The organism is Nostoc sp. (assembly GCF_036918015.1).
In the GTDB taxonomy this organism is placed as follows: Bacteria; Cyanobacteriota; Cyanobacteriia; order Cyanobacteriales; family Nostocaceae; genus Nostoc.
In genome coordinates, this window is the sequence record NZ_JBALEO010000053.1 from 14,851 (window position 1) to 37,745 (window position 22,895).

Below are 22,895 nucleotides of genomic sequence, written 5' to 3' on the forward strand. Positions count from 1 at the left end.
GAGAGGGGAGCTAGACATTCAATTCCCCTTCTCCTTTGGGAGAAGGGGTTAGGGGATGAGGGCGTGAGGGATTTGCAAAACGCGTGTCTGATATAGTTTTCACCTTAAGTTAAAACCTATGAGCAATGCTGTGCCCCTACGATAGATGTGGTTCAAATACATGAAGACTGCTGTAAAATAGGTCGATTTTACCACTGAATTTTGAGTAGTTGCGATCGCTCTCTCACAATCCCAAATTTAGCATTAGCCTTTGAAAAGGATATCATAAAGTGACAGTAAAACCTCTACCACAATCAAAATCACCACATACCACTCTACTCGCTGACTACTGCTATGCTGCATGAACTCCAGCACCGTTTGGGCGGTTTGGGCAATTAGCTCTAGTTTACGTTCCAGGGCATGGTGACGCTCGCGGATTTCGTATTCATCTTCCAAGCGCAGATATAAGTTTTCTAGCTGTGGAGATTCCCAGAGTAACTCCGGCTTATCGATAATCTCTACTTGACCTACAATCTTATGTTGAACTAATAGGGTAGTCCCTAGTTGACGCAGTAATTCTCGGCTTTGTTGTCTACTCCTGTTTTCACGCTGAAGACTAGCTGCAAACGGTTCAATTTGATCGAATACAGTCGCTAGGCTGGTTTCATAGTGAGACAGTACAACACTTTTGGCGAGAATATCAGCCACTATTTGCAAGCGTTCTATACTCAATTCATGCAGTAAAATTTTTCCTTCTTTAGCTCGTTCACTTTCACTAATACTGAGATGGACTTCCACCTCTTCTGTTTCCGGGTCGGCAAAAGGGCCGCTAATTTGAGAGGATAGTTTGGTCAAAAAGGCTACCTTTTCTACAGGCTCAAGGTTAAACAGGACAACTGCACCATAGCCCAAGAGTACTGCGTAGCCTTCTTCACCGGCTTTAACCAATACTGGCATACTCGCCAAGCAAACATAATTCTCCAGCGTCTGTAAATTAATACCTTTACCAAGGAATAGGGCTTGCGCTCTAAATCTATCTTTGTCATTAAAAAGGAGTTTTTGCATTGTTGCCCGGAAGCTATATTCTGCCTGCTTTACTGCTCTGGTAGCGATAGTAATTTATGCCTGTTGTCAGAAATAACTACAATCTCAGCTTACCATTTCGTCTTTCCCCTACACCCCATGCCCTGTTTTAGATACTCTTGCGCCCTGAATAAATTACAGCGCTTTTCAAGTAATTGAACGACACTCCCTCCAAAATTGTTAGAGTGAATAAAGTTATGAGGACGCAAATATGACTGACAAAAATCGTTCTCAATGGGACTTAGGCAGGTTTATCGAAACCCTGACTTACTTTGAGGTAATTCCTTTCCTTAACTGGGTACAGCAATTAATCCAAGGTCGTCCTCAGGATAATCAATATAGACCCAATGGAGGAAGCAACGTGGGTGTAATATTAGTAGCAGGTGCAACAGGTGGTGTCGGTAAACGAGTCGTGCAGCGATCGCTCCAACAAGGTTATAAAGTTCGCGCCCTAGTTCGAGATATTGACAAAGCGCGGTCAATTCTTGGTAATGATATCGATTTAGTAGTTGCGGATATCACGCAACCAGAAACTTTAACTCCTTTAGTTCTTTCTGATATCCAAGCTGTAATTTGTTGCACAGCAGTACGCGTACAACCAGTTGAGGGAGACACAGCAGACAGAGCCAAATATTATCAAGGTGTCAAATTTTACCAGCCAGAAATTGTTGGCGATACTCCCGAAAATGTAGAATATCAAGGAGTCAAAAACTTAGTCGAAGCGGCGGCAAAATATTTACCCCAAGCAAAAGAAAAACTAATATTTGATTTCACCAAGCCATCAGCAGAATTAAAGGATAACTGGGGGGCGTTGGATGATGTCGTCATGGGTGGCGTGAGTGCCAGTAATATCCAATTAGTAGAAAATACAGCTTTATTTGCGGGTAATGTCTCCACCGCTAACTCTGGCGGATTTGCTTCTGTCAGAACGAAGAATTTTGATCCACCCTTCAACTTATCTGGTTACGCAGGTGTAAAATTGCGTGTCAAAGGTGATGGTCAGCGTTATAAAATCTTTCTACGGACAGATACAACATGGGATGGTATTGGCTATAGCTATTCTTTCGATACTGTAGCTAATACCTGGATAGATATTCACATTCCCTTTGCAGATTTGATTCCCGTATTTCGGGCAAAAGTTGTCAAAGATGCGCCGCCAATTGAGCAAAGTAGAATTTGTTCGTTTCAACTGATGTTGAGCAAATTTGAATACGATGGCGCTTTAAATCCCAAATTTTCCGCAGGTGGTTTTACTTTCCAGTTGGAATCACTTAAAGCTTATGGCGGGACAGCTTTACCACAATTTATCCTCGTCAGTTCAGCAGGTGTGACTCGTCCCGGACGCCCTGGTATTAATTTAGATGAAGAACCGCCGGCAGTGAAATTAAATGACCAATTGGGAGGAATTCTAACTTGGAAGTTGAAGGGAGAAGATAGTTTAAGAGAAAGTGGAATTCCTTATACAATTATTAGACCTTGTGCTTTAACTGAAGACGCAGGTGGTAAGGAATTAATATTTGAGCAAGGTGACAATATTAGAGGCAAAATCAGCCGTGAGGATGTGGCAGAACTTTGCGTGCAAGCGCTAAAACTAGGAAAAGCGTCTAACGTCACATTTGAGATTAAACAGGGAGAAAATACTGTCAATATCGATTGGCAGAATTTATTTTCTAACTTACAACCAGATATAAAGGTTCTCGGTTGAGTGAGGTATAAGAACCCCACCCCGCACCCCTCCCCGCAAGCGAGGAGGGGAGTATGATGTACCTTATATGATTAGGAAACGGTATAAGAGATAAAATATTTACAGATTTTTAGTCTGTAACTATCCCAATCAAATCTGATGAGATAGACTGTTTTAACAAGTTAGCTATTGATATGAAAAAAATCAAGGTGCTACTAATCGCCGGGATTTTAATAACAATTATCTGGGGCAGTTTTTTTTCTAAAACTGCCTCATCGCAGCAAGTAGAGTCCCGCATCTACAATCTGGAAGCGGATTTGAATCGTGTTGAGTCGCGGTTAAATCAGCTAGAGTCTCAGCTAGGTAAAACTCGCCAGTCTCCATCCTCAAGAACAACACTTACCCCACGACAATCAACTCGTTCTAGAGGTAACTTATCACAGCAAGATCCGATGTTTGATCGGCTTGCAACTTTGGTGGTTGAATTGAAGCAACAAGTTAATAAATTAGAGGAGCGAGTTGCTAAATTAGAATCACGCTAAATATTTAATCAAATTTCAAAAGCTAGTACTGCAAGGCGGAATTAAAAATTAAAAATGAACACATTAAGGCGAGAGACGCGATGAATCGCCGTCTCTACAATCATCAGTCTTTCATCTTGACGGCAATTTTCAACTTCAATTCTTGTAAAAGTTCAGTGCTAATGGGTGATTTTGCCAGAATTGGATGTTTAATACCTCCCCAAATACTTCCAGTACGGGTACGATGGGAAACTAATATTTCAGGAATTTGACTAGAGATTAAAACCTGTGGTGGTGCAAGTTGACTGAGCGATCGCGCTCTCTGGTAATGATATGATTCTGATAGAGCCAGATCCAGTTGTTGAGCGATAATTTCTGGGGTTTCTTTTGCCGAATCTAGTAATAGAATATAGTGTGGAGGATCGGCAATGGGCATCAAACTTTTAAAATTAGTTTCTTGCAAATTCAACAAAGTTAGAGCATTATTTACAAAGGTTTCTTGCAACTTTTCGCCCACTAAATCGCTAACAGCTTGATGTCGTCCGAGAAACTCTAAACAGGGAGTGTGGCGATAGTAATGAGTTACCCGGATGCGATCGCCAATTCGATAACGATACAAGCCCCCTTTCTGGGATAAAATAATCGTGTATTCCTTGCCAATGTTGAGTTCATGTAAACCATGAAGGGAACCAGTCTCATCCTCGAACTCGAAAAATATTTCATCGAGAACCGGCACACATCCCCCAGCGACAATCAAGGGAATCGTCATTGGGGCTTCCGTTGCTAGTAGTCCTTTACCTTGAATTAATACATCTGGAAATTTTAATCTTAATCCCTGAGCTTGATCTGCTGCATTGGCGCTATCCCAGCAAGAAATTAGCTTTAAATTTGGCCAGAGTTGCATCCAGGGAATATTACTTTCGCTAAGGAGTTGCAGCCGATGATGTGAAATCCGGTTGTGTAATTCTTTTCGCAATAAATCCTGATTTTCTTGAATATATTTTAAATGTACTTGCAGAAAACTAGGACTCCAAATAGAGATAATTTCTAGTTTTTCAGCTTTTAATAATGCCAAGGACAGTTGATGTTTAAACAAATTCGCATCATGCAGGCGATTAAGTTTATTTGGCATCACCAACCAAGGACGCAAAAACCAACGCAACCAGCCATCTAAATAATCTAAATCATCTTGTAAACTTTGGCTATCAGCTACATTTAATTGCGGCGAGATACAAGCATAAATCTTGCCTGTGGAGAATTTCGGGCCATGTACAATCAAATCATGCGCCCATACACAGAACATCTGATTAAACGATCGCCGTAAAGATTGAGTATAAGGAATCCATTTTACTGCTCCACTACTACCAGAGGTTTTTTCGTAGAACAAAATGGGTTCGGGAGTGAGGGAAATTTGCTGCTGTTTTTGATTTAACCAGGGTTCGAGTGCATCATAATCTACAATTGGTACACGCTGCCAATCGTCTACAGAATGAATCCCCAAAGTTTTACCATACTCACTCTTGATTAAGCGATCGCAAATCTCCCTCTGTACAGATGTCTGCATTAACTCTGGGTTATCCAAAGCTTGATGAAATCGCCTCGCCGTTGGCGCGAGGATTTGCCCAAAAAGCTGAATAATCGGACGCATTATTGCACCTTTTGATTAGGATAAAGATTGGTGGCTGCTGGTACATAAGAACCATCACCAATGACTACACCAGCAGCAAGATGAGATCCAGCTCCCACAAAAACATTGCTGCCAATCTTGACTTTTTTGACATACAACATTAAATTTTGCTTACGGGGTTTAATGACGTGAGAATAGATACCGACACCATGCCCGATAACGACGCGATCGCCAATTTCTAATAAACTGCGATCGGCAATCTCCAATCTTGTTGTCCAGTAAACATCTCGCCCCACTTTAGCACCCCACAATCGCAACCAACAAGAAAACACCCCCGGAATCAACCGCAGCACTGCTTCTAAAGCTGGAATGGCAATATAAATTACCTGGATTTGATGACTACCCCACCAGGGATTATATTCTTTATTTTGTAAATAACTAATACCTTCCCGCACAGGATAAATCCATTCATGCAAGCGGTAAATTAACACTGGTAGCCCATAAATAGAAAGCAACACCGCCAGAATGCTGAAGATGTTGGGTGAATAGGCAAGGTAGACTATTGCTGCCCCAGTTAGCAATAATATAAAGGTGGGAAAAAAGGAAAGAATTTTACTTATAACTGTCATGAAAATGGGAAGAAAAGTTTTTGGAACAAGTTTAATGAGCTAGAAATTCCGATTATAGATGGCAATTTTTTGCTTTCATAATATGTTCCATGTAACTTATCCCAAATTTTGAGATTAGCCCCATAGTTATAATTGTGGATTTCGCTGCAATGATGCCAAGCATGATCCTGTGGTAAGATTAGCCAATAAGATAAAAATTGATAAAGCCAGCTACTTTCAGGAATTATCAAGTTACTATGTCGCCATAAATCTAAGGCAGAAGTTAGACTTACTCCAAGTATATAACCTGTTGGATCGGCTAATAGATACAAAAATAAAGTGTGTATCCATAAATAAATAATTAACAAACTTGTCCAAAGTGTGTTGCGAGAAGTTCCTAATACATCCATCTGAGTAACGGTATGATGCACTTGATGAACTTTCCACAACAATTTAGTATGTAATAAACGATGATTCCAATAATATAAATAATCAATCCCAACAAAACTGATAATAAAAGCCGGAATTAATGATATTTTTAAATATCCTTGTTGAGTGGGTAGTAAATATTGATAAAGCCAATAAACTAAAGTAGCTTGTAGTAAAGGAATCAATATTCCTTGAATTGTTAATCCTGTAGCATCTATTACCCAATCTTCACGACTTTTAACTTTAAGTTGAGTTCGTCCAACCTGATTGATAATAGTCCAACCAACTAATCCGATAAAAGAACCAAAAATTAGTAGTTGTGAAAAGTTTTGTATTTCCACTTTTGATTGCTCACACTGATTTTAAACATGGGTTTTACCCCACCCTAACCCTCCCCTTATATACGCGCTTCGCGTTCCCGTAGGGTAGGGGAGGGAACTGGATTTTCCGATCTCCCCCCAATACATCGGGGGGATTAAGGGGAGTAATTACGAATTATTCTTAAACCCAAAATGTAACTTTTACTGATTGATTTGGCAATAAACGCGGATCTTCTCCACGAGATATAGCTGCCATAATTGACTCGACAAATATATGAATTGTGTCCGCAGGGGTATTATAAAATTGTGTCCCGTATTTAGCGATCGCTTCCCCTTGAATACCCAAAATTTCCACGTCTTGGCGGATAATGTGTTGAGCAGTCCACCGCACAAAGGGACGTGCTAATTTATTCCAAATACCATAGTTATAGGTGACATCGGTGTAAACCAGAGTTGAATTATCGGTTTCTGGAATAGATTGACTGGTAATGAATAAATGGCGATTATGTGCCATCTTATACTCTACAGAGGTAATATTTGGCATATAAAAGCGATCGCTATGTTTAATCTCTGCATTCTGCAAATTCAGAAAACGGCTGTACCATCCCAAATTACTGTTTTCGTTGCGATACTCCACCAAAACCGAACCATTGCAGCGTTCTACAGTCATCTCTAACTTTTGTTGGCGGGAGGTACGGAAAACACCAGGATGAACAAAAGCCGTATGGGGAATATCAATAAAGTTCTCTGCACAATTAGTCACATTGTTAGCAAAACGGTTAATTACCCGCACCGTTTCCCATCCGGTTTGTCCGTAGTGAGGCATAGAAAAGGGTTCAAGATCAATCTTTGGCGTATCAGCTAACCGCACATAAACATAGCCATCTTGTTCTTTGGTAGCGTAACACTTGGCTCGACGCTGTGGGGAAGGTTTGAAATCATCTCCTTCGGCTGGAACAGCAATCACGTTCCCAACCGCGTCATATACCCAACCATGATAGGGACATTGTAAAGCACCGTTACAGATTTTACCTGATGATAGACGGCTATTGCGGTGTAAACAGCGATCGCGCAAAGCTACGGGTTGTCCATCTTCACCGCGAAATATCGCTAACCATTCTCCTAAAACGGTGCGTGATAATACTTGGTTAGGTTGTAGCTGTTCGCTGAGTGCGACAATGTACCAGAAATCTGCAAATTGCATGGTGGGTGGGAGCGATCGTATTTAAATTATGGCAATGTCTTGAGTAGAACTGTTTGATAAAATTGATGTTGATGAAGTTACGGAATTTATTGCAGCACAAAAGATTACTAACATAATATTATAAATAATTAGCTCAACTTTTAGATATAGAGACAGTATGAGTAATTTTCAAGGTGATATTGCTGGTAAAAATATTATCACTTACGCTTCTAGAGGTGGTAAGAAATACTCTTCTAATGATATTGGACAATATTTAAGAAAATTTAAACTTTGTGATGCTCTCAGGCTTATCGGAGAATTGTCCTATAAAATCTTCAAGTCTCATAAAGGGTTACATATTATCAAAGGTGTACCTGTTTTTGACGGTGTTCTAGCATATTTGTCAATGCTGCTAATTGAAAACTCCAATGATTACCGCAGTCAAAACATGACTGAAGATGATTTGCTGAAAGCTATTGATATGTATTTTGGACTTCTAGACCCCTTTGAAAAAGACGACAAAAATCAACAAGGTTTTCTCATAAGATTTGGAGCTTCTCAACTTGAATATGATCGTGAAGCTCGTCACCTCCTTCCAAGAACACTAATTATCTACAGAGACCTGTGGGCTAAAATTGCAGGTGCAAATAAAATTGATATAGCTTGTGCAATTAAGAGTTTTTCTGGGCTAAATTTGCAGGAAATATTAGTATTAAGCTTGGCTTTACCTGGGAAGCAAGGTTTTTTTCGCCTATATGAAGACATAGATAAATATCCTGAAGCCGCAAAAGAATATTTTGATGTCAATAAGCAAAGAATCTTTGTAAATTGGATTTCATCTAAATACAATGACTTTCGCTCTCTCTCAAGAGCAGATTCACCACCGACAGGTGAGTATGATAAATTTAGATTTAACCCGCTTTGGGTCAAGCCTGCAATTATTCCAGATCGCAATCCTAAAGTCGGTTATTCCCAAGTTTACATAACACCAATACCAACTTTAGTTTATCAGCGAGTAACTAGAGGTCTTTACTTTAGTTTAGCAGATTACTTCAGAGATACTAATAAAAATCCATTTCGAGAAAATTTTGGACTTGTCTTTCAAGAGTATGTTGGATTACTCATAAAAAAGGCAATTGGAGAATTAAACGTTCAACAAGAGTGGCGATATGGGACTAGTAAATATCCTAAAGACACACCAGATTGGTTTGTTATTAAAAATGGTTCTGCTGTTTTGATAGAAGTGAAGCAGTCAGGTCTTTATTTAAATGCTAAAAAATGGGGTGATTTAGTTGAAATCAAGAGAGACATTACTAAAAATATTGGTGCTGCGGTACATCAAATGTGGGAGTTTGAAAATGATATCGAAGCTGGTTTATGCACCGTTCCTGATTGGTTAAGCGGGATGACAATAACTGAGAGATTAGTTATAACTTATGATCGGTCTTTTTTCGTAAATTCAGTTTTTAGAGATGAGATCCGGCAATTGTATCCTGCTATTCCTGAAACATATCATTGGCATACTATTTCAGTTGAAGAATTAGAGTATTTCCTGGGTATCGTTGGTCTGAATTTTATCGAGGCGTTGAAAGAAAAAAGACTTGATGCTGAAGGAGACAGTATGGATTTTAGAGATTATTATTCCAGAAAATCCTCTCAGAATGATTGCAGAAATCCATATTTAGATAGTGTTTATAATGACTTTTTTGGGGAACTAGAATTCTTATCTGAACAAATAAAGGCAGATTAGCAAGTATGTTGGGTTAACACTAGGAAACCCAACATTTCCCAAAACTGACTAAGAGCGATCGCCAGTTTGATAGTATAGATAGTGGCAAATTTTTGCACCACAAGCCAGAAGCATTGAAGTAAAATATCACGATTTAGCTGCCCAAAGCAGGGAAATATCGTATTTATTGAACATTGAATCGGCACTTACAAGCGTCATTTCTTCTATCTGAGCCTGTGCAATCAACATTCTGTCAAAAGGATCTCGATGATGCAATGGTAAAGCAGCCGCTTGTAAAGCATGAGAAGCTGTAATTTCTAGCGATCGCATTCCCAACTGTGCCATCCGACTAGAAATATAACTGTCTAAAGGATCTGGCAGTGGTAACTTACCGATGGCAACTTTTATACCTATTTCCCAAATACTGGCAACTGATAACCATAATTCATTGTTTTCATCGGCAATGTGTGCGATCGCTTCCTCATTCAAACGCTCTGGTTGTGCAAACCACCATAACCAACACTGCGTATCTAGCAAAAGTTTCACTCCTCACCGCCCTCAAATGCTGCTAACATCTCATCGGGTAAAGGAGCGTTAAAGTCTTCTGGCACTACAAAACGCCCTTTATCCTGTCCTAAACTATCGCGGCGATTTGATGAGGTGCGAAACGGAACCAATTTGGCAACAGGAATGCCTCTGTCAGAAATAATGATTTCTTCTCCATGCTCTACCCGCAACAAAAGCTGTGAGAGATTCGTTTCAGCTTGATGGATATTTACAGTTTCCATGATTTTATTTAACTAAGTCTTTAAACTAAGTTTAACCAAATTCATCCTTCACCCTGCGAATTTCCAGATTACTGCAAAATAAGCTTTCTTAATTCGTTTTTATTGGGTACAAATGAAACGGTCTTGGCTAAGAAGAAAACTGATTATTAATTTGATGTGAAAAATATCTAACTCACTAGAGATATTCAAGACTTTAAATAAAGATAGATTGGCAAAGCTTCAAATTCGAGGATTTAGTCACCTCCAGCATCACAACTACCACCCCCATCAGATCCCCCACTATCGCAACTGCTTGAGTCATTACTGCTTCCATCGCCATAACTTAGAGGATCTAAAGAATTCCAACTAGTATCTGTGTCATGAGAGTAGTAGCTAGAATTAGTTATATTTGTTTTGTAGGAACTCTTTTGATCCAATAAAGTATTTAAAATATAGGGTATCAAAAACGCACCAATAAAACCTATTGATATCACGATGAAAATAATCAGGGGAAAAAAGCGATCGAGGTGCATAGCTTTTATTTTTTGGTGATGTTTTCAAATTATTCAACAAAAAGTAAGTCTCAGTATAAACTTCAGTGGCAGTAAGCCTGATTCCAGATTCAATCTTAACTAAATTTATCCTTTCAGTCTCCGAATTTCAATATTAACTGTAACATCATCAATCTGACAAGCTAACCGCGCATGAGGATGATTAGCTGCTAACGTCTCTAACATTTCCTGTTCATCAGGTTGGGGAGGCGGAATATCACCAATAACTTCAACCAAACAAGTTCCACAAATACCAGTCCGACAACCAAATAAAACAGGTGAATTCTGAATTGTGAGATGTTCAGATAAATTTTGATGACATTCCAAAGTTATAGGAATAAAATCACTTCCTGGAAACGATATTTTACAGAAGTCATCCATAATACGCAATAATTTTACCTAAACAACACTCTTCCATTCCTCTCTGCGCCGGTCACTGAGCGTAGTCGAAGTGCTGCGTCTCTGGGTGAGCTAAAAATAAATCCCCTTGGTGTTCAAAACCTTGAAAAGCCTTTTGCTGAGTCGCCAAATACCGAGAAATTGAATTAGTAGCCATCAGTGACATATCCCGATTACGTTGCCAAAGATAATCGAGCTTTTCAACATACACCTGATAAGATTTCATTGCCTCCTGATGAGTTGAAAAACTGCGCTGCAATCCTTCCGACTCTTCTGTAAAGCAACACCGCATCATTTCTTTAGCATCTTCGTCACTCATCTCAAAAATGGGCGATCGCAACACCCGATAAATCTTGCTATACAGCGCCGGATCGTACCAAAAAATCCCGTTTATCGCCGCCGAAAAATGAAAATGATCGCGCTGACATCCGAGCAATCCTAAATTAGCAACCAGTCGCTCAAAAGCAGTCGGTGGTTTAAGACAAGTGACAACATCGTGAGATATAATTGTCGAACTATTGAAGTGAAAACTTTCATCCATGAAGTGATAATAGGAGACTTTAGCAGGAATTGGAGCAGCTTCAGGATGCGGATGTTTCTGATAATAATTGCTGAGTTTGTGCTGTACTAACTTGCCATTTAGTGTCCGCACTCCCCGTACCGTGAAATACTGACAAGCCAAAAAAGTATTATTCGCAGAAATCAGCCCAAAGTATTGAAGTTGAATTTTTTTCCACCAAGTTTTTAGGGCATTGGTATCAGCATAAACCATCGTTTCTGTAAAGGGACCGCGCATGGGGTAGGTAAAGATAAGTTCCCCAAATAACGCTTGTTCAACCTGTTTGGCAATTGTGCGGAAGGCGTTAATGTGCGATCGCTCTTGGGCAGATTCCAAATCTAATGTATCGCAGATTAAGCGAAAATCTTCTTGGGCGTAAAGTCCAGCTGCACTGGTTTGATTGAAAAAGATAGTTGCAATTTCGGCAGAAACAATTTGTGAGTAGTAAGCTACCCAGTAAAGTTGGTTCAAAATTATACGCTGATGTTGGCTGGACTGTTCCCATAAAGGTGTGCCATATAGCAGGGAAAATTCCTCTGGATTCCAATACTCGTTTTGACAATCCTCATAGCGAAACTTGGTGACAGCTTCATCCATTAAAGCAGTATGATCTTGCTGTTTGTTGCGGGTGTGGTTAATTTGTAATTTACGATGAATATTTTTTTCCATATCCGTTTTTATTTCACGCAGAGATAAGATTAATATTTATTACACACATTGATGGGCGGGGAGTGGTTCAAAGGCTCCGCGTTCTTCTAAATTTTGCAGGATAGACTGGGCTGATGTTCCTCCCATGAGCGATCGCAATATTTGTAATCGTGTTCCGCTATGGGTTTCTGTATCTAGTTCTTCTAAAATTTGGATTTTTTGCGATCGCGTCAGATGTCCTTTTACTTGTTCGATTGCTGCTAGTACGCTTTGTGGCCCCACCTGTACCATAAACAAAAACTGTGCCAATACATCAAGAATTGTTGTTTGACTCAATGCTGAAACAGTAATTTGATTAAACAAAGTGGTTCCCGTAGCGTGATGACGGGATTCAGATTGTAAAAAACTAGAAAAAAGTTCTGCTAAAACTGGATAGCGGCATTCCTTCGCTAAACGCCGGTAATGGCTTAAACCCCATCCTTCTAAAATAACTTGCAGCACAAACAATAAAACTGTTTTATCTGCACTTTCAACCACTTCTGATAGTAAGCGCAAAAACGGATCGTTCGTGCTATCTACTTCAATTTCTGGTAAAAAATGGCTAATTTGGTAAAGGTGGGTAGCTTCATCAGCCGTAAACAGTCCATAAAGGATTCGTTCTTCAACTGTTTCTGCTAACAGTACCATTTTTGCCATGTAGCCAACGCCTGCTTTCTCAATAACATAAGATTCTTCTAACAAACTGCGGTTGGCAAGTTCGAGAATAGCAGATTTTTCATTAATATTAGATTGTTGAAAAATTTTGACTTGATGTAAGTTGAAAAATTCAGCATTCCAATAACTTAATTGAGGGTAATTAGCATAATCCTTCTGATTTGATAATGCGGCTGTTAATATCCGTCGCAAACGGTCATCAAAATCTGTGTGTGGTAGGTTAAAACCGACAATTTTATATTTAAAATCCATGTTTTTCCTGTTCAATTAAAGTGAATTCATGGTTATAATTTGAGAGGACTTTTTAAAAGCTATATTTGTTACCGAAAACATCTAATATCCCCCTTAATCCCCCCTTATAAAGGGGGGAAACTGGAAATCTAGTCCCCTCCCCTTTACAAGGGGAGGGTTAGGGTGGGATAATGTCACAATTTGATGTGCTATACGACACTTTACAAACATCCTCTGATAGGGTTTGAATATTCGGATAATTAACAGTGTCCCAAGTTCCCCAGGTTAAAGCTTTCTGGTGATTAACGTGCTGAATAAATTCCAGAATAGATTGATCTGCTTTAGTTGGAGTCTTTAAATCAAACTGAATTGTTTGAAATACCTGTGTATCCCCTTTGGCGAAGTAATTACCAACCTGCTGAGTTAACCATAACAAACCACGATTTAAAACCCATCCCCAAAATCCCGGACGCTTGGGAGTGACAAGAATTGTTTGCCCTTCAGTTTTACCACCTTCGATCATTCGCAGTGTAAATATAATGTAGAAGTGCAGAAAATCTGGGCCTAGCGTCACAGTGCCAGTGCTGCCATACCAGTAACACATACTATAAGTAACTTCGTTGCGATATAGAGGACGAATTAGGCGGATTAACCAAGAATCATCCCCTCCGCGCGTAGTGTTGCTGAAGGTAATAGCGTTGGGGTTGAGGTTTTGAGAATCAAATACAATCTCTAAAGGCAAATTGTGTACTGTATTGAAGTGGTGAGCATCAATCGCATTAATTAGTAAGACATTGGGATGGCAGTTTTTGACAAATCGAGTCCCCAATATATAATCACAGTCTGCGTGTTCTAATTGTGGTACAAAAGGCAGCGAACTTGGCTTTTCTTCTCCCACCCAAACCCAAATCATGCCGTAGTTTTCCGCCGTATGCCAAGTTTTAATATACACAGGTAGCGGTTTTCCCAGAGAAGGAACATCTACACAAATTCCGCGACTGTCATACTTCCAATTATGAAAAAAGCAGCGAATTCCATCACCTTCTACCTTCCCTTCTGCTAAATGTGCGCCCATGTGTGGACAATAAGCATCTATAGCTATTACCTGATCGCTAACTCCCCGATAAATTGCCAGATTTCTACCTAGCAAAGTTATCGCTTTTACCTTGCCAAGCTTTAATTTTTTTGATGGTAATGTCCAATACCATCCTTCTATAAATTGTGTTGGGTTATTAAAGTTTAAGTGTGGGTTAGTAGATGGCATAAAAATTAAATAAGAACACAATCTTGCACAAATTTTAACGATGATTCTGACTTCCACATCCGTTGTCCAGAACGGGTGAGATTGTCATAATTAATTTCAGTTAAACAAACTAATTCATCCCCTAACCGATAATCGGGATTTTTTTCTTCAAAAAATTGGATATGGGGATTAGTTTGTCGTCCTGATGGAATTTCAATCAACCCTTCCCGTAAAACTTGGGGATGCGAGAACCGGACAATACCACTTGCTTCCTGGTATAAGTTACCATAATATTCCTGTGCCAAATTCCCCATTAAATTCTTAACATCGGCAGGTGTTGTGACATCATAACGCGGATAGAAATCTTGCCAAAAAGTAGGGAGAAAACGATAAGTGCGAAAACCAGAGCAAATTAGCAGCCAATAAAGTTTATTTTCGGCATAATGTTGATGCAGAAAATTGATAGCGGCAATCCAACTACGTGGTAGTGTTGTACTCGACCAAGCACTAGGATCAACAATAGTGTCGCCAGAATATACCACACTAATTTTTTCTCCCAAAAAAGTCTTTTGGCATAACATCAGAGTTGAAAATCCTTTGAGTGCGTTGGATGTTTCATCTCTCAACAACAAAACCCAGTTTTTGCGCTCTAGATCGATTTCAAACCCATCCCAGGTTATACCTTTAAAGTGATTTTGCAGCAACGCATACATGGCGGTGCGATCGCTTGGCTGCAAATTTTGAACAGGAATCAGCAAACTTTTCATTACTCGTAAATTACCTAGACTCGATTCGTATTATATTTAATTAAAACTTTATCGACCATTACGGTAAATTTACGGTGTAATGTGACAGATTCCAGAATGGTTATCTACATTACAATTCTGTATTTACATCTTGCACCTTTTGAATCAGAGTTGATGGAAATCACGCACTCTACAAAATAATTAAGATGTATTTAGATTGAGAAATAAAACGCAACATTACCAAAGCTTTTGTTGGATTACGCGATCGCTAACCCAATGTACTATTCTACACCCCTATTTTTTGACCATCGAGACGGTTTTAGCTGATTTACATAGTCCATATATTTAGCTAATGGCTGATCAATACTAAGGAGCAACTTCGGATTAAAGCGAATATTGTCGTAAATTTTACCATCCTCATCCCTGAGCATATAGTAAGCCAAGCGAGTACAGAATAGCAAAAACTGACTCACCAAATATCCCCCAATACCTTGACGTTTTTCAGTTACATAAATCGGTTGAATTCTCGTTCTTCCAGGTGCAATTGGAGTATAAGCATATATCATATATAGTGGCGGAAAAAGCCTAACATCTTTCATCATTGTTAACAAGCCAATGCAACCATGAGCATAACGCATTGAATATTGATATGTAGAACCAAGAAATCTTTGACCTAACTTTTCTCGAAATGTAGTTTTGGGGAATTGTCCCCGCATTGTAAAGTCAATTTGCGTCCCTGATTCGCTGCGATGTAGCAACAGATCCATTTTGATATCTAAACGATGAATTGTTTTTAAATGTTGAGCATCAATCCCATTCATCATACAAATATGGTGATGACAACTTCTTGCAAATGCAATATCAGCTTGTGCAACAATTTCTTTTCCCTTCAATTCATCAAAATCAGCCACTCTCTCTGGTGCTTTAGCATCAGGATAAATCCAGATAAATCCATACTTTTCCTCTGTTGCATAAGCTTGTAACTTAGCTTGAGTAGGAATTTCTGATTGACAGGGAATATTTTGACAAATACCTGTTTCATCAAATGCCCAATGATGAAATGCACAACGAATCCAATTACCGTCAACCTTCCCAATTCCTAAATCTGTTCCCAAATGAGGGCAGTAAGCATCCAAAGCCCGTATTTGCCCATCTTGACCTCTAAAAATGGCAATTTTATGACCGCATACTTCTACAGATTTTGCTGTTTTTTTAGGTATTTCATGACTAGGACAGGCAATATACCAACCCTTAGCAATTACATTCCAATTATTGAATATTTGCATAATTGTTTGATAGATAATTATTTAATATTTCTTGTCGTTGGCGAATATCATCTCGATATTTACCCGTCAAAATTCTAAATAACATTTTACCTAAACAATAAGAAGCGCGCCAAGAAAATACAGCATCTTGTAAATCGATATGGCTACGCTCAAATAAAAAATGTCCGGTTAATCCCAGCAATTGAGTTAACGGTAAGCTTAAGAGCAACCAAAAGTTTTGCAATTTACAAGTATAAAAAAGTAAACTGTAAAAAAAGAATATTCCCAGAATGTGTAACGTAATATTAATTGGATGTTGATGTTTAAGAATAAAAATATCCCAATAGTCTGTAAAAGGATGCTCCAAAATTTGATTATTAATCCCATTTCTGAAACTTTGTTGAGGATTATAATTGATATTACTCATAAGAGAGTTTGTGAAAAAGCAATATATTTTATACATCAATAGTCATTATCAGCCACACAAATACCTTTACATTTAATACCGTTCGTAGCAGTGCGTTGACAATGAGGACATAGAACTTTTTCATTTTCTGTTTCTTTATTTATGTTTATGTTTATACTACTGCTTGCCTGTAGCTTATCTTTGTCGGTCTGGAGTTTTACATTCATAAGGATAGAGGAATTTTTCCCTTTTAAAATGTTATAAGGATGATCTATAATTTGATTATTAATCCCATTTCTGAAACTTTGTTGAGGATTATAATTTATGTCATTCATGAGAAGAGAGATGAAATGCATTGTTAAATCACGTTATCCGAGGAAAAAGAGCTAATGCCTTTTTTAAGTATTTCCAACTTATAGCCTAAAGATCCTGGCTCATCATCAAACTTATCTAGTAGTTTGTTCAATAGTAAATTTAACTCAAGCAGTGTTTTTGACTGAAGAATTTTATAAATATCTTGTCCTAGTAAATAGATATTTGCATCAAGTAACTCAATTACTCCATCAGCAAGTTTCTCTGCTAGTTCATTATAAACTCGATCATCATCTTCATATTTTGATAAAATAAAATCAATATCCTCTAAATCTTTGTTTGTGCGCTCTCCGCGATCTCCCCAAGCAAAAATTTTGAGAACTATGAAAGCTGGTATGTCGATTACTTGTATTTCAAAATCATCAATAGGAATATGTTTGGCAGATAACATCGCTTCAGTAAACCCTAAAACGTTCATTGAATTGCCTGTGTCAGACCAAACAATTTTTTGATCAGGTTCACCAATTTCTCCGAAAGGTACGATGTCCACTTCGATATTAGTGTTAATATGTATAAATTTGTGAGGAATCCTTGTATCCTCAAAACAAGGAGAATCACCATTTATTAGAGCTTCACAAATTTGTTGATAATCTTCCCAGCTATCTATCGATATTGCAATATCCCAGTCTTTTGTTCCTCTCCCTTCTCCAAATTTCTGATCAAATATTAGTAACCTAGCACCGGCACCAACTACAATCATTGGTATATTTAATGCACTAAAAATGTTTACTAAATCAGATAATACTTGTTTTTCGTTAGATTCAATCATTATTTTGATTTATTTCTTCAATGTATTTATTGTAAATAATTTGAGCAGTTTCTTTTAATCGACTGTTGCCAGTCCGAACTAATTCTGCATGAATTAGTAATGGGTGAACAATATTTTTTGCCAAGTTTCTAAATTCATTTTGTTGGCAGTTGTCGTGACCAAAACTTTGAAGCAACACAATCTTCCCCTCAGAATCAGGCTTTAGCTTTAGCTTGACTGCTATCTGACGATCATTGATATTTTTATTGAGATGTAGCGTCGCACTAATAGGGCGAAGATATTGGGTTATTATTGAGGCAGCAAGTTCACCACCTATTAAATATCCATATACATCTGCATATTCTTTAATCTCAGCTTCAACCTCGGAGAAATTTCGTTTCCCTATAGGAGTAAATGTTCCAAGTAGTAATTTTGCACGTAATATTTCAGAGTATCCTAACTCCCATCGCTCAAGAAGTTTAAGATAATTAATAATTTCATATCCTCTATTCTTACGTCTAATATAATCTAGCTCTTGAAGTTTTGTAAGTGTGTTTTTTATTGTTTTTGGAGTAACACCAGCAATATAAGCGATTTTTTCATCTAAATATTCTTTCACAGAAATACATCTTGGCTGCTTCAGCAAAACATATATGATTTGCAAAGCGGCAGCCGTAATTTCTAAAGATTTATTTGTGCTGTCTTTTAAAACTTGATTGCGAACTACTATATAAATTTCTGGACTATTTAAATAAATGTTGCCATCAACATCAATAAACTCAATATTTCTTTCTAAAAGTTGATCGACAACTAAACTGGATAACCTACGTGTAATGAGCAAAGGTCTTTGTCCATGATTTAGTTTTTTACCTAAATTTGCCAAATATTCTGCAACTTGCTCAATTAAATCATTGGTAAGTCCAGTTTTAATTTCACATATATAATTGACAGTTGTATGAGATGTGTTAATAATTAATTGCCCATCTGCTAAAGCTTCATTAGAACAATAAGGTTCTTCTTTGATGACTGCCTTAATATTGGGTAGCGATTCAAGATAAGCAAGACATTTCTGAAACAGTGGGTTACTTGGGTGCATGAATTATTCACCACCTAACGACATATAAAGTTAATTATAGCTCTCGATTATTATTTTAATAATTAATCCAGTTCAACCGAGAAACAAAACTGTTCCCAACTTTTCATGCCCCAAGCGATCGCTCCACCCGCCGTAGGTATTACTCTCATAAAAATAGTGCGTTCTATTTCGTTAATGTAGCGTACAGTAAGAGCGATGCCTACGGCGGGTTGCACCAACGCACGAGCAACTAACCTTGTCTACAACCATGATAAGTGGGCAAAGATTTTTTCCTGCCAGTAATTAATCCGGTTTTCTCGTGTTGCTGGTTTACCCATTAGTCTACCCCAAGTACCATTTGCCGCACCACTAGGATGAGGAAACTCAAGGTGTTTGACTTCTAAATTTATACTTCTAATGGCGCTACTTGCTTTTTTTCCCCAGGTAACGATCGCAAGTGGCTCAAAAATTTCTAACTCTGCCTTCAGAACTTGAATGAAGCGAGTACGATCTTGCTTGTTCAGATGTATTACACACGAGTCGCGTAAACGAGAACCCCTATATGTATAAACTGTATTGAAGTGATGAGGACACCCAATGGAAGTTTTCTTGGCTAATATTAATCATCTTGAAAGTGTTTCAGTACTATTTGATCGGTATCGTATTTTTTACAATCAGGCATCAAACCTTGCAGCTGCCAAAGAGTTTCTCAAAGAACGTTTCAAGAATAATGACTCGGTAGTGTTTGCAGCTAATGACAATGGAGAGTTAGTTGGATTTACCCAGCTTTATCCCAGCTTTTCTTCAGTGTCGATGAAACGAGTATGGATATTGAACGATTTATATGTGGAAGAGTTGTATCGCCGGAGGGGAATTGCAAAGTTATTGATGAGTGTTGCGGAAGAATATGCAAAAGAGAGTGGAGCCGTTCGAGTAATTTTAGCTACTCAAATTTCTAACATAACCGCGCAAAAATTCTATGAAGCGCGAGATTACATTAAGAATGAAGAGTTTTACCATTACGCTTTGCGGTTGCAGTAATGTCACATTCATGCGCTATGACAAGCATAGGAATTCGCTTTCAGGAGTAATGTGATGGATCAAGCAAAGAGAAAACGTTTGGAATCTAAAGGCTGGAAAATTGGCACAGTTTCAGATTTTTTGGAGTTAACACCCGAAGAAACTATCTTGGTTGAAATTAAGCTAGCTCTCAGCCAAAACTTGAAGGAGCGTCGGCAAAAACTGATGACTCAAAGTGAACTCGCTGCTAAAATTAGTTCCAGCCAACCTCGGATTGCTAAAGCTGAAAATGGCGATGCTTCAGTATCAATTGAATTGTTGATTCGGGCAATGTTAGCAACAGGTGCAACTCCTCAAGATATTGGCCAGGTGATTGCTGGTGTGGGGTAAAAGCAATTTAATGCTAAACTCATTGTTCATATTTAATCGCTTTTTTCTGGCCGTTATTAAGCAGAGGTTTGCACTGAATCATAAGGCTGGATCAAAATCTCAGCCGGAATACCTAACTCTTGATTTAACTTCCGAATCATCTCCAAGGTCAATGAGCGTTTACGAGATAGTATCTCAGATACCCTAGCTCGACTGCCAAGACATAATTCCAAATCACGACGAGACCAGCCACGGGTATCCATGTAGTATTGAATTGCTTCGATAGGATCGGGTTTTTCAATAGGAAAATGTGCCTTTTCGTAAGCTTCTACTAAAGTACTCAGCACATCTAATCGATCGCATTCAGGTGTATTAGGGACGGCATCAAACAGCAACTCAATTTCTCGAAGAGCTTCCTGATAGTCAGCTTGGGTTCTAATTGGACGTAATTCCATACATCAACCTCTATTTAGATAGTTTCTGCATCTATCTTGTCATACTCGATATGAGTGCCAATAAACCGGATAAAAACAATACCGATATCATAACGAATTGCGACAATGAGCCGATAGTTATTGCCTTTGATGTTGAATACGACACGGTTGTTAGCAATAATACTGGCATTACCATGAGCGGCTTTAACATCAACTGGACTCTGCCAATCGGCGTGAGAGGCTTCATAATACCAAGTTTTTAGTGCTTCTTCAGCATCTGGATGAGATTCCCAGAAATTTCGCAGGGTGCTGCGGGATAAAATACGCATGGCATTTATGATAATTTGATCCCTTTTTGGGATCAAGAGTAACTTGAAGAGATACTAACTTTTATCCCGAATTAAGCCTAACGTTCCTAATTAGCCATCGCTTCACCCGTTGTAGGCAGCGCACTAGTCAAGCTCGAACTTAGCGATCGCTAAATGATGACAAAACACTTCCCAACTTTTCACGCCCCAAGCGATCGCTCACTTCCCCCCGACAAACAACCCGAACCCCATTAATATAAACCCCTTGCACAATCTCATCCGAGCCACGCTTAACCATCCGAGGTTCACCATCTAAAACGGGATCTGATATCTGCACCTGCGGGCTAATTGGCTGATTTAAAGCATTAGGATCGAGTAAAACTATATCCGCTTTCGCGCCAACTTTGAGAACTCCCGTATCAAGACGAAACCAACCAGCAGGTTCTCCCGTAACCCGGCAAATCGCAGCTTCAGGTGAAAGAAACTTCGTTGCAACTGCTTGTTTGAGCAAAGATAAAGCTCCATCATAGTAGCCCAGGTTACGTACATGAGCGCCAGCATCGGTAAAACCAGGGAAAATATGAGGATGCTGCATCATCGCTAAACGGGGTTTTAGGCGATCGTTCGCTCCTGTTGCCACCCAGCGTAAATCTGTATCGTATTTTTGTAATGCGTGGATAAATAAATCTACTGGTTCTTGTTGCTTTTGACGAGCAATTTGGGCAAAACTTAACCCTTGCCAACTTGCTTCGGGACAGTGAATAACTTCCATCAAATCTAACTGACGATGGAATGATTTACGCCATTTACTGAGCCATTCTTGGCGAAACTGACGACAAAAAATTTCCGATGCCCATAGTTGTTGCCTTTCTTCTCGTGACTGACAGCCATTGAGTTGTGCGCCTGTGGAAAATTCTTCAAATAAGGGAGTCACAGATCCATCAGAGTAAATGGTGAAGGGTTCGGTTAGGGTTTGAAAGCGCACATTACCATTTAGAAGCCGATTCCAAATAAAAAGTAGGGGGGAAAATATTCGCCATAGTTTGCGATCGTGTACGGCATCTAAGGCTGAGAGGACTGTTAGCCGCAGTGGTTTTTGTCCAATCCCTGAACCCATCCGCAGAATCTCTACAAAGGAAGTAAGTCGTTGTAAGTTGGGTGTGACTTGAAAAACGCGATCGCACCGCCGACATAAATCCGCCAACATTGCATATTCTTTAAATTTGGCGTGTTGAGACGGAATTGTACAGCCTTGCCATTCTCCACTCATCCGATGCCAGGGAAACATATCAATAGAAATGCCAATAAAGCCAGCATCTATTGCATCCCTGGCTATGCGCTGCATAAGTTTTAGTTCAAATTTTGTCGGCTGAACGGTTAAACTGCGTTCTAATCCCATCACATAAGCGCGTAAAGCACTGTGTCCAAACATTGGGGCAACATTGGGGCCAAGGGGTAACTGTTGCAAATGCTGTAAATATTCTGCTGGTGTCTGCCAGGAAACCGACTTTTCTAGCCATTTTGCAATCAGCCGATGGGAAAGTGTCTCTACCCTCTGAAAAATATCAGCCAGGATTTGGGGTTGGGCGATCGCAACAGACAAGCTACAGTTACCAATAACCACGCTCGTAACACCATGACGAACTGATTCGCTTAATCCTGGTGCAATTTCTAACTCTAAATCGTAGTGGGTATGAATATCTATAAATCCAGGTGTCACCCATAACCCAGAAGCGTCAACCACCTCACGCGCTGGGGTAGTTAAGGAGGGTGCAAGGGTGACAATGCGCCCATTTTGAATGCCAATATCTCCGCGAACAGGTGGAGAGCCTAAGCCATCGAAAATTAGCCCGTTTTGAATCAGCAAATCCAACATG

General features: G+C 39.1%; 25 protein-coding genes. 5 read left to right on the plus strand and 20 right to left on the minus strand.

Translation table 11 applies throughout. From position 1 onward, the window contains the following. Positions 1–243: 243 nt before the first annotated feature. Positions 244–1,044, minus strand: a complete 801-nt coding sequence (locus V7K61_RS12205; RefSeq protein ID WP_335053561.1) for an RMD1 family protein — start codon at positions 1,042–1,044, stop codon at positions 244–246. A gap of 229 nt (positions 1,045–1,273) precedes the next feature. Between V7K61_RS12205 and V7K61_RS12210 the strand changes: the two genes are divergently transcribed. Continuing rightward, positions 1,274–2,767, plus strand: coding sequence for a CIA30 family protein (locus V7K61_RS12210; protein ID WP_335053562.1), 1,494 nt, complete (start codon positions 1,274–1,276; stop codon positions 2,765–2,767). Between the two features lie 173 nt (positions 2,768–2,940). Then, positions 2,941–3,288 carry a hypothetical protein gene (locus V7K61_RS12215; protein WP_335053563.1) on the plus strand — a complete coding sequence of 116 codons (348 nt, stop codon included), beginning with the start codon at positions 2,941–2,943 and terminating at the stop codon, positions 3,286–3,288. A 103-nt stretch (positions 3,289–3,391) separates the two neighbouring features. Here the strand turns inward: V7K61_RS12215 and V7K61_RS12220 are convergent, their stop codons facing one another. From V7K61_RS12220 to V7K61_RS12235, 4 genes are all read right to left on the minus strand, one after another. Continuing rightward, positions 3,392–4,915: a GH3 family domain-containing protein gene (locus tag V7K61_RS12220; RefSeq protein ID WP_335053564.1), complete on the minus strand. Its 1,524-nt coding sequence runs from the start codon at positions 4,913–4,915 to the stop codon at positions 3,392–3,394. After that, on the minus strand, positions 4,915–5,523 hold the full coding sequence (locus V7K61_RS12225) for a DapH/DapD/GlmU-related protein (RefSeq protein ID WP_335053565.1): 609 nt from the start codon (positions 5,521–5,523) through the stop codon (positions 4,915–4,917). Before V7K61_RS12225 ends, V7K61_RS12220 begins: the two co-directional genes overlap by 1 nt. Then, positions 5,520–6,272: a sterol desaturase family protein gene (locus V7K61_RS12230; protein ID WP_335053566.1), complete on the minus strand. Its 753-nt coding sequence runs from the start codon at positions 6,270–6,272 to the stop codon at positions 5,520–5,522. Before V7K61_RS12230 ends, V7K61_RS12225 begins: the two co-directional genes overlap by 4 nt. A gap of 160 nt (positions 6,273–6,432) precedes the next feature. Beyond that, on the minus strand, positions 6,433–7,455 hold the full coding sequence (locus tag V7K61_RS12235; RefSeq protein ID WP_335053567.1) for an aromatic ring-hydroxylating dioxygenase subunit alpha: 1,023 nt from the start codon (positions 7,453–7,455) through the stop codon (positions 6,433–6,435). A gap of 157 nt (positions 7,456–7,612) precedes the next feature. Between V7K61_RS12235 and V7K61_RS12240 the strand changes: the two genes are divergently transcribed. Beyond that, complete coding sequence (locus V7K61_RS12240; RefSeq protein ID WP_335053568.1) at positions 7,613–9,184, plus strand: hypothetical protein; 1,572 nt, start codon at positions 7,613–7,615, stop codon at positions 9,182–9,184. A gap of 126 nt (positions 9,185–9,310) precedes the next feature. Here V7K61_RS12240 and V7K61_RS12245 read toward each other — a convergent pair whose 3' ends face one another. The 12 genes from V7K61_RS12245 to V7K61_RS12300 form a co-directional block, all read right to left on the minus strand. Further along, positions 9,311–9,709, minus strand: a complete 399-nt coding sequence (locus V7K61_RS12245) for a type II toxin-antitoxin system VapC family toxin (protein ID WP_334859566.1) — start codon at positions 9,707–9,709, stop codon at positions 9,311–9,313. Continuing rightward, entirely contained in the window at positions 9,706–9,951 is a 246-nt protein-coding gene (locus tag V7K61_RS12250; protein WP_221708524.1) for a type II toxin-antitoxin system Phd/YefM family antitoxin, read from the minus strand. The genes V7K61_RS12245 and V7K61_RS12250 overlap by 4 nt, the downstream gene beginning before the upstream one ends. Before the next feature lie 617 nt (positions 9,952–10,568). Further along, positions 10,569–10,862, minus strand: a complete 294-nt coding sequence (locus V7K61_RS12255) for a 2Fe-2S iron-sulfur cluster-binding protein (protein WP_335053569.1) — start codon at positions 10,860–10,862, stop codon at positions 10,569–10,571. 52 nt (positions 10,863–10,914) lie between these two features. Beyond that, positions 10,915–12,108 carry a P-aminobenzoate N-oxygenase AurF gene (locus tag V7K61_RS12260; RefSeq protein WP_335053570.1) on the minus strand — a complete coding sequence of 398 codons (1,194 nt, stop codon included), beginning with the start codon at positions 12,106–12,108 and terminating at the stop codon, positions 10,915–10,917. Between the two features lie 39 nt (positions 12,109–12,147). After that, positions 12,148–13,053, minus strand: coding sequence for a ferritin-like domain-containing protein (locus V7K61_RS12265; RefSeq protein WP_335053571.1), 906 nt, complete (start codon positions 13,051–13,053; stop codon positions 12,148–12,150). 157 nt (positions 13,054–13,210) lie between these two features. Then, entirely contained in the window at positions 13,211–14,296 is a 1,086-nt protein-coding gene (locus V7K61_RS12270) for an aromatic ring-hydroxylating dioxygenase subunit alpha (protein ID WP_335053572.1), read from the minus strand. A 5-nt stretch (positions 14,297–14,301) separates the two neighbouring features. Continuing rightward, positions 14,302–15,042, minus strand: a complete 741-nt coding sequence (locus V7K61_RS12275; RefSeq protein ID WP_335053573.1) for a hypothetical protein — start codon at positions 15,040–15,042, stop codon at positions 14,302–14,304. Positions 15,043–15,302: 260 nt separating this feature from the next. Further along, a complete protein-coding gene (locus V7K61_RS12280; protein WP_335053574.1) occupies positions 15,303–16,307 on the minus strand; it encodes an aromatic ring-hydroxylating dioxygenase subunit alpha in 1,005 nt (334 codons plus the stop codon). Continuing rightward, positions 16,291–16,713: an Mpo1-like protein gene (locus V7K61_RS12285; RefSeq protein WP_335053575.1), complete on the minus strand. Its 423-nt coding sequence runs from the start codon at positions 16,711–16,713 to the stop codon at positions 16,291–16,293. The genes V7K61_RS12280 and V7K61_RS12285 overlap by 17 nt, the downstream gene beginning before the upstream one ends. Before the next feature lie 337 nt (positions 16,714–17,050). Then, complete coding sequence (locus V7K61_RS12290; protein ID WP_335053576.1) at positions 17,051–17,833, minus strand: nucleotidyl transferase AbiEii/AbiGii toxin family protein; 783 nt, start codon at positions 17,831–17,833, stop codon at positions 17,051–17,053. Further along, positions 17,826–18,908 carry a type IV toxin-antitoxin system AbiEi family antitoxin gene (locus V7K61_RS12295; protein WP_335053577.1) on the minus strand — a complete coding sequence of 361 codons (1,083 nt, stop codon included), beginning with the start codon at positions 18,906–18,908 and terminating at the stop codon, positions 17,826–17,828. The genes V7K61_RS12290 and V7K61_RS12295 overlap by 8 nt, the downstream gene beginning before the upstream one ends. Positions 18,909–18,970: 62 nt before the next feature. Further along, positions 18,971–19,123 (minus strand): hypothetical protein, encoded by a 153-nt coding sequence (locus tag V7K61_RS12300; RefSeq protein WP_335053578.1) that lies wholly within the window; start codon positions 19,121–19,123, stop codon positions 18,971–18,973. A 361-nt stretch (positions 19,124–19,484) separates the two neighbouring features. Here V7K61_RS12300 and V7K61_RS12305 point away from each other — a divergent pair, with 361 nt between their 5' ends. Both V7K61_RS12305 and V7K61_RS12310 read left to right on the plus strand, forming a co-directional pair. Continuing rightward, on the plus strand, positions 19,485–19,928 hold the full coding sequence (locus V7K61_RS12305; RefSeq protein ID WP_335053579.1) for a GNAT family N-acetyltransferase: 444 nt from the start codon (positions 19,485–19,487) through the stop codon (positions 19,926–19,928). Between the two features lie 54 nt (positions 19,929–19,982). Further along, positions 19,983–20,297: a helix-turn-helix domain-containing protein gene (locus V7K61_RS12310; protein ID WP_335053580.1), complete on the plus strand. Its 315-nt coding sequence runs from the start codon at positions 19,983–19,985 to the stop codon at positions 20,295–20,297. A gap of 56 nt (positions 20,298–20,353) precedes the next feature. On the opposite strand, the gene V7K61_RS12315 is transcribed toward V7K61_RS12310, so the two are convergent. The 3 genes from V7K61_RS12315 to V7K61_RS12325 all read right to left on the minus strand — a co-directional run bounded on the left by V7K61_RS12315 (position 20,354) and on the right by V7K61_RS12325 (position 22,894). Next, a complete protein-coding gene (locus V7K61_RS12315) occupies positions 20,354–20,731 on the minus strand; it encodes a helix-turn-helix domain-containing protein (RefSeq protein ID WP_190894980.1) in 378 nt (125 codons plus the stop codon). A 14-nt stretch (positions 20,732–20,745) separates the two neighbouring features. Further along, the gene (locus V7K61_RS12320) at positions 20,746–21,039 is read right to left on the minus strand and encodes a type II toxin-antitoxin system HigB family toxin (protein WP_335053581.1); all 294 of its coding nucleotides are present in this window, start codon (positions 21,037–21,039) and stop codon (positions 20,746–20,748) included. A gap of 139 nt (positions 21,040–21,178) precedes the next feature. Then, positions 21,179–22,894, minus strand: coding sequence for an N-acyl-D-amino-acid deacylase family protein (locus tag V7K61_RS12325; protein WP_335053582.1), 1,716 nt, complete (start codon positions 22,892–22,894; stop codon positions 21,179–21,181). Position 22,895: the final 1 nt, after the last annotated feature.

What these genes read in the sequence shown, in the direction of transcription:
- V7K61_RS12320 (WP_335053581.1), bottom strand. Translation starts at nt 21,039, where the DNA reads ATGCGTATTTTATCCCGCAGCACCCTGCGAAATTTCTGGGAATCTCAT.
- V7K61_RS12290 (WP_335053576.1), bottom strand. Translation starts at nt 17,833, where the DNA reads ATGATTGAATCTAACGAAAAACAAGTATTATCTGATTTAGTAAACATT.
- V7K61_RS12280 (WP_335053574.1), bottom strand. Translation starts at nt 16,307, where the DNA reads ATGCAAATATTCAATAATTGGAATGTAATTGCTAAGGGTTGGTATATT.
- V7K61_RS12210 (WP_335053562.1), top strand. Translation starts at nt 1,274, where the DNA reads ATGACTGACAAAAATCGTTCTCAATGGGACTTAGGCAGGTTTATCGAA.
- V7K61_RS12275 (WP_335053573.1), bottom strand. Translation starts at nt 15,042, where the DNA reads ATGAAAAGTTTGCTGATTCCTGTTCAAAATTTGCAGCCAAGCGATCGC.
- V7K61_RS12265 (WP_335053571.1), bottom strand. Translation starts at nt 13,053, where the DNA reads ATGGATTTTAAATATAAAATTGTCGGTTTTAACCTACCACACACAGAT.
- V7K61_RS12325 (WP_335053582.1), bottom strand. Translation starts at nt 22,894, where the DNA reads ATGTTGGATTTGCTGATTCAAAACGGGCTAATTTTCGATGGCTTAGGC.
- V7K61_RS12240 (WP_335053568.1), top strand. Translation starts at nt 7,613, where the DNA reads ATGAGTAATTTTCAAGGTGATATTGCTGGTAAAAATATTATCACTTAC.
- V7K61_RS12315 (WP_190894980.1), bottom strand. Translation starts at nt 20,731, where the DNA reads ATGGAATTACGTCCAATTAGAACCCAAGCTGACTATCAGGAAGCTCTT.
- V7K61_RS12260 (WP_335053570.1), bottom strand. Translation starts at nt 12,108, where the DNA reads ATGGAAAAAAATATTCATCGTAAATTACAAATTAACCACACCCGCAAC.
- V7K61_RS12270 (WP_335053572.1), bottom strand. Translation starts at nt 14,296, where the DNA reads ATGCCATCTACTAACCCACACTTAAACTTTAATAACCCAACACAATTT.
- V7K61_RS12295 (WP_335053577.1), bottom strand. Translation starts at nt 18,908, where the DNA reads ATGCACCCAAGTAACCCACTGTTTCAGAAATGTCTTGCTTATCTTGAA.
- V7K61_RS12250 (WP_221708524.1), bottom strand. Translation starts at nt 9,951, where the DNA reads ATGGAAACTGTAAATATCCATCAAGCTGAAACGAATCTCTCACAGCTT.
- V7K61_RS12310 (WP_335053580.1), top strand. Translation starts at nt 19,983, where the DNA reads ATGGATCAAGCAAAGAGAAAACGTTTGGAATCTAAAGGCTGGAAAATT.
- V7K61_RS12305 (WP_335053579.1), top strand. Translation starts at nt 19,485, where the DNA reads ATGGAAGTTTTCTTGGCTAATATTAATCATCTTGAAAGTGTTTCAGTA.
- V7K61_RS12285 (WP_335053575.1), bottom strand. Translation starts at nt 16,713, where the DNA reads ATGAGTAATATCAATTATAATCCTCAACAAAGTTTCAGAAATGGGATT.
- V7K61_RS12205 (WP_335053561.1), bottom strand. Translation starts at nt 1,044, where the DNA reads ATGCAAAAACTCCTTTTTAATGACAAAGATAGATTTAGAGCGCAAGCC.
- V7K61_RS12220 (WP_335053564.1), bottom strand. Translation starts at nt 4,915, where the DNA reads ATGCGTCCGATTATTCAGCTTTTTGGGCAAATCCTCGCGCCAACGGCG.
- V7K61_RS12225 (WP_335053565.1), bottom strand. Translation starts at nt 5,523, where the DNA reads ATGACAGTTATAAGTAAAATTCTTTCCTTTTTTCCCACCTTTATATTA.
- V7K61_RS12235 (WP_335053567.1), bottom strand. Translation starts at nt 7,455, where the DNA reads ATGCAATTTGCAGATTTCTGGTACATTGTCGCACTCAGCGAACAGCTA.
- V7K61_RS12215 (WP_335053563.1), top strand. Translation starts at nt 2,941, where the DNA reads ATGAAAAAAATCAAGGTGCTACTAATCGCCGGGATTTTAATAACAATT.
- V7K61_RS12255 (WP_335053569.1), bottom strand. Translation starts at nt 10,862, where the DNA reads ATGGATGACTTCTGTAAAATATCGTTTCCAGGAAGTGATTTTATTCCT.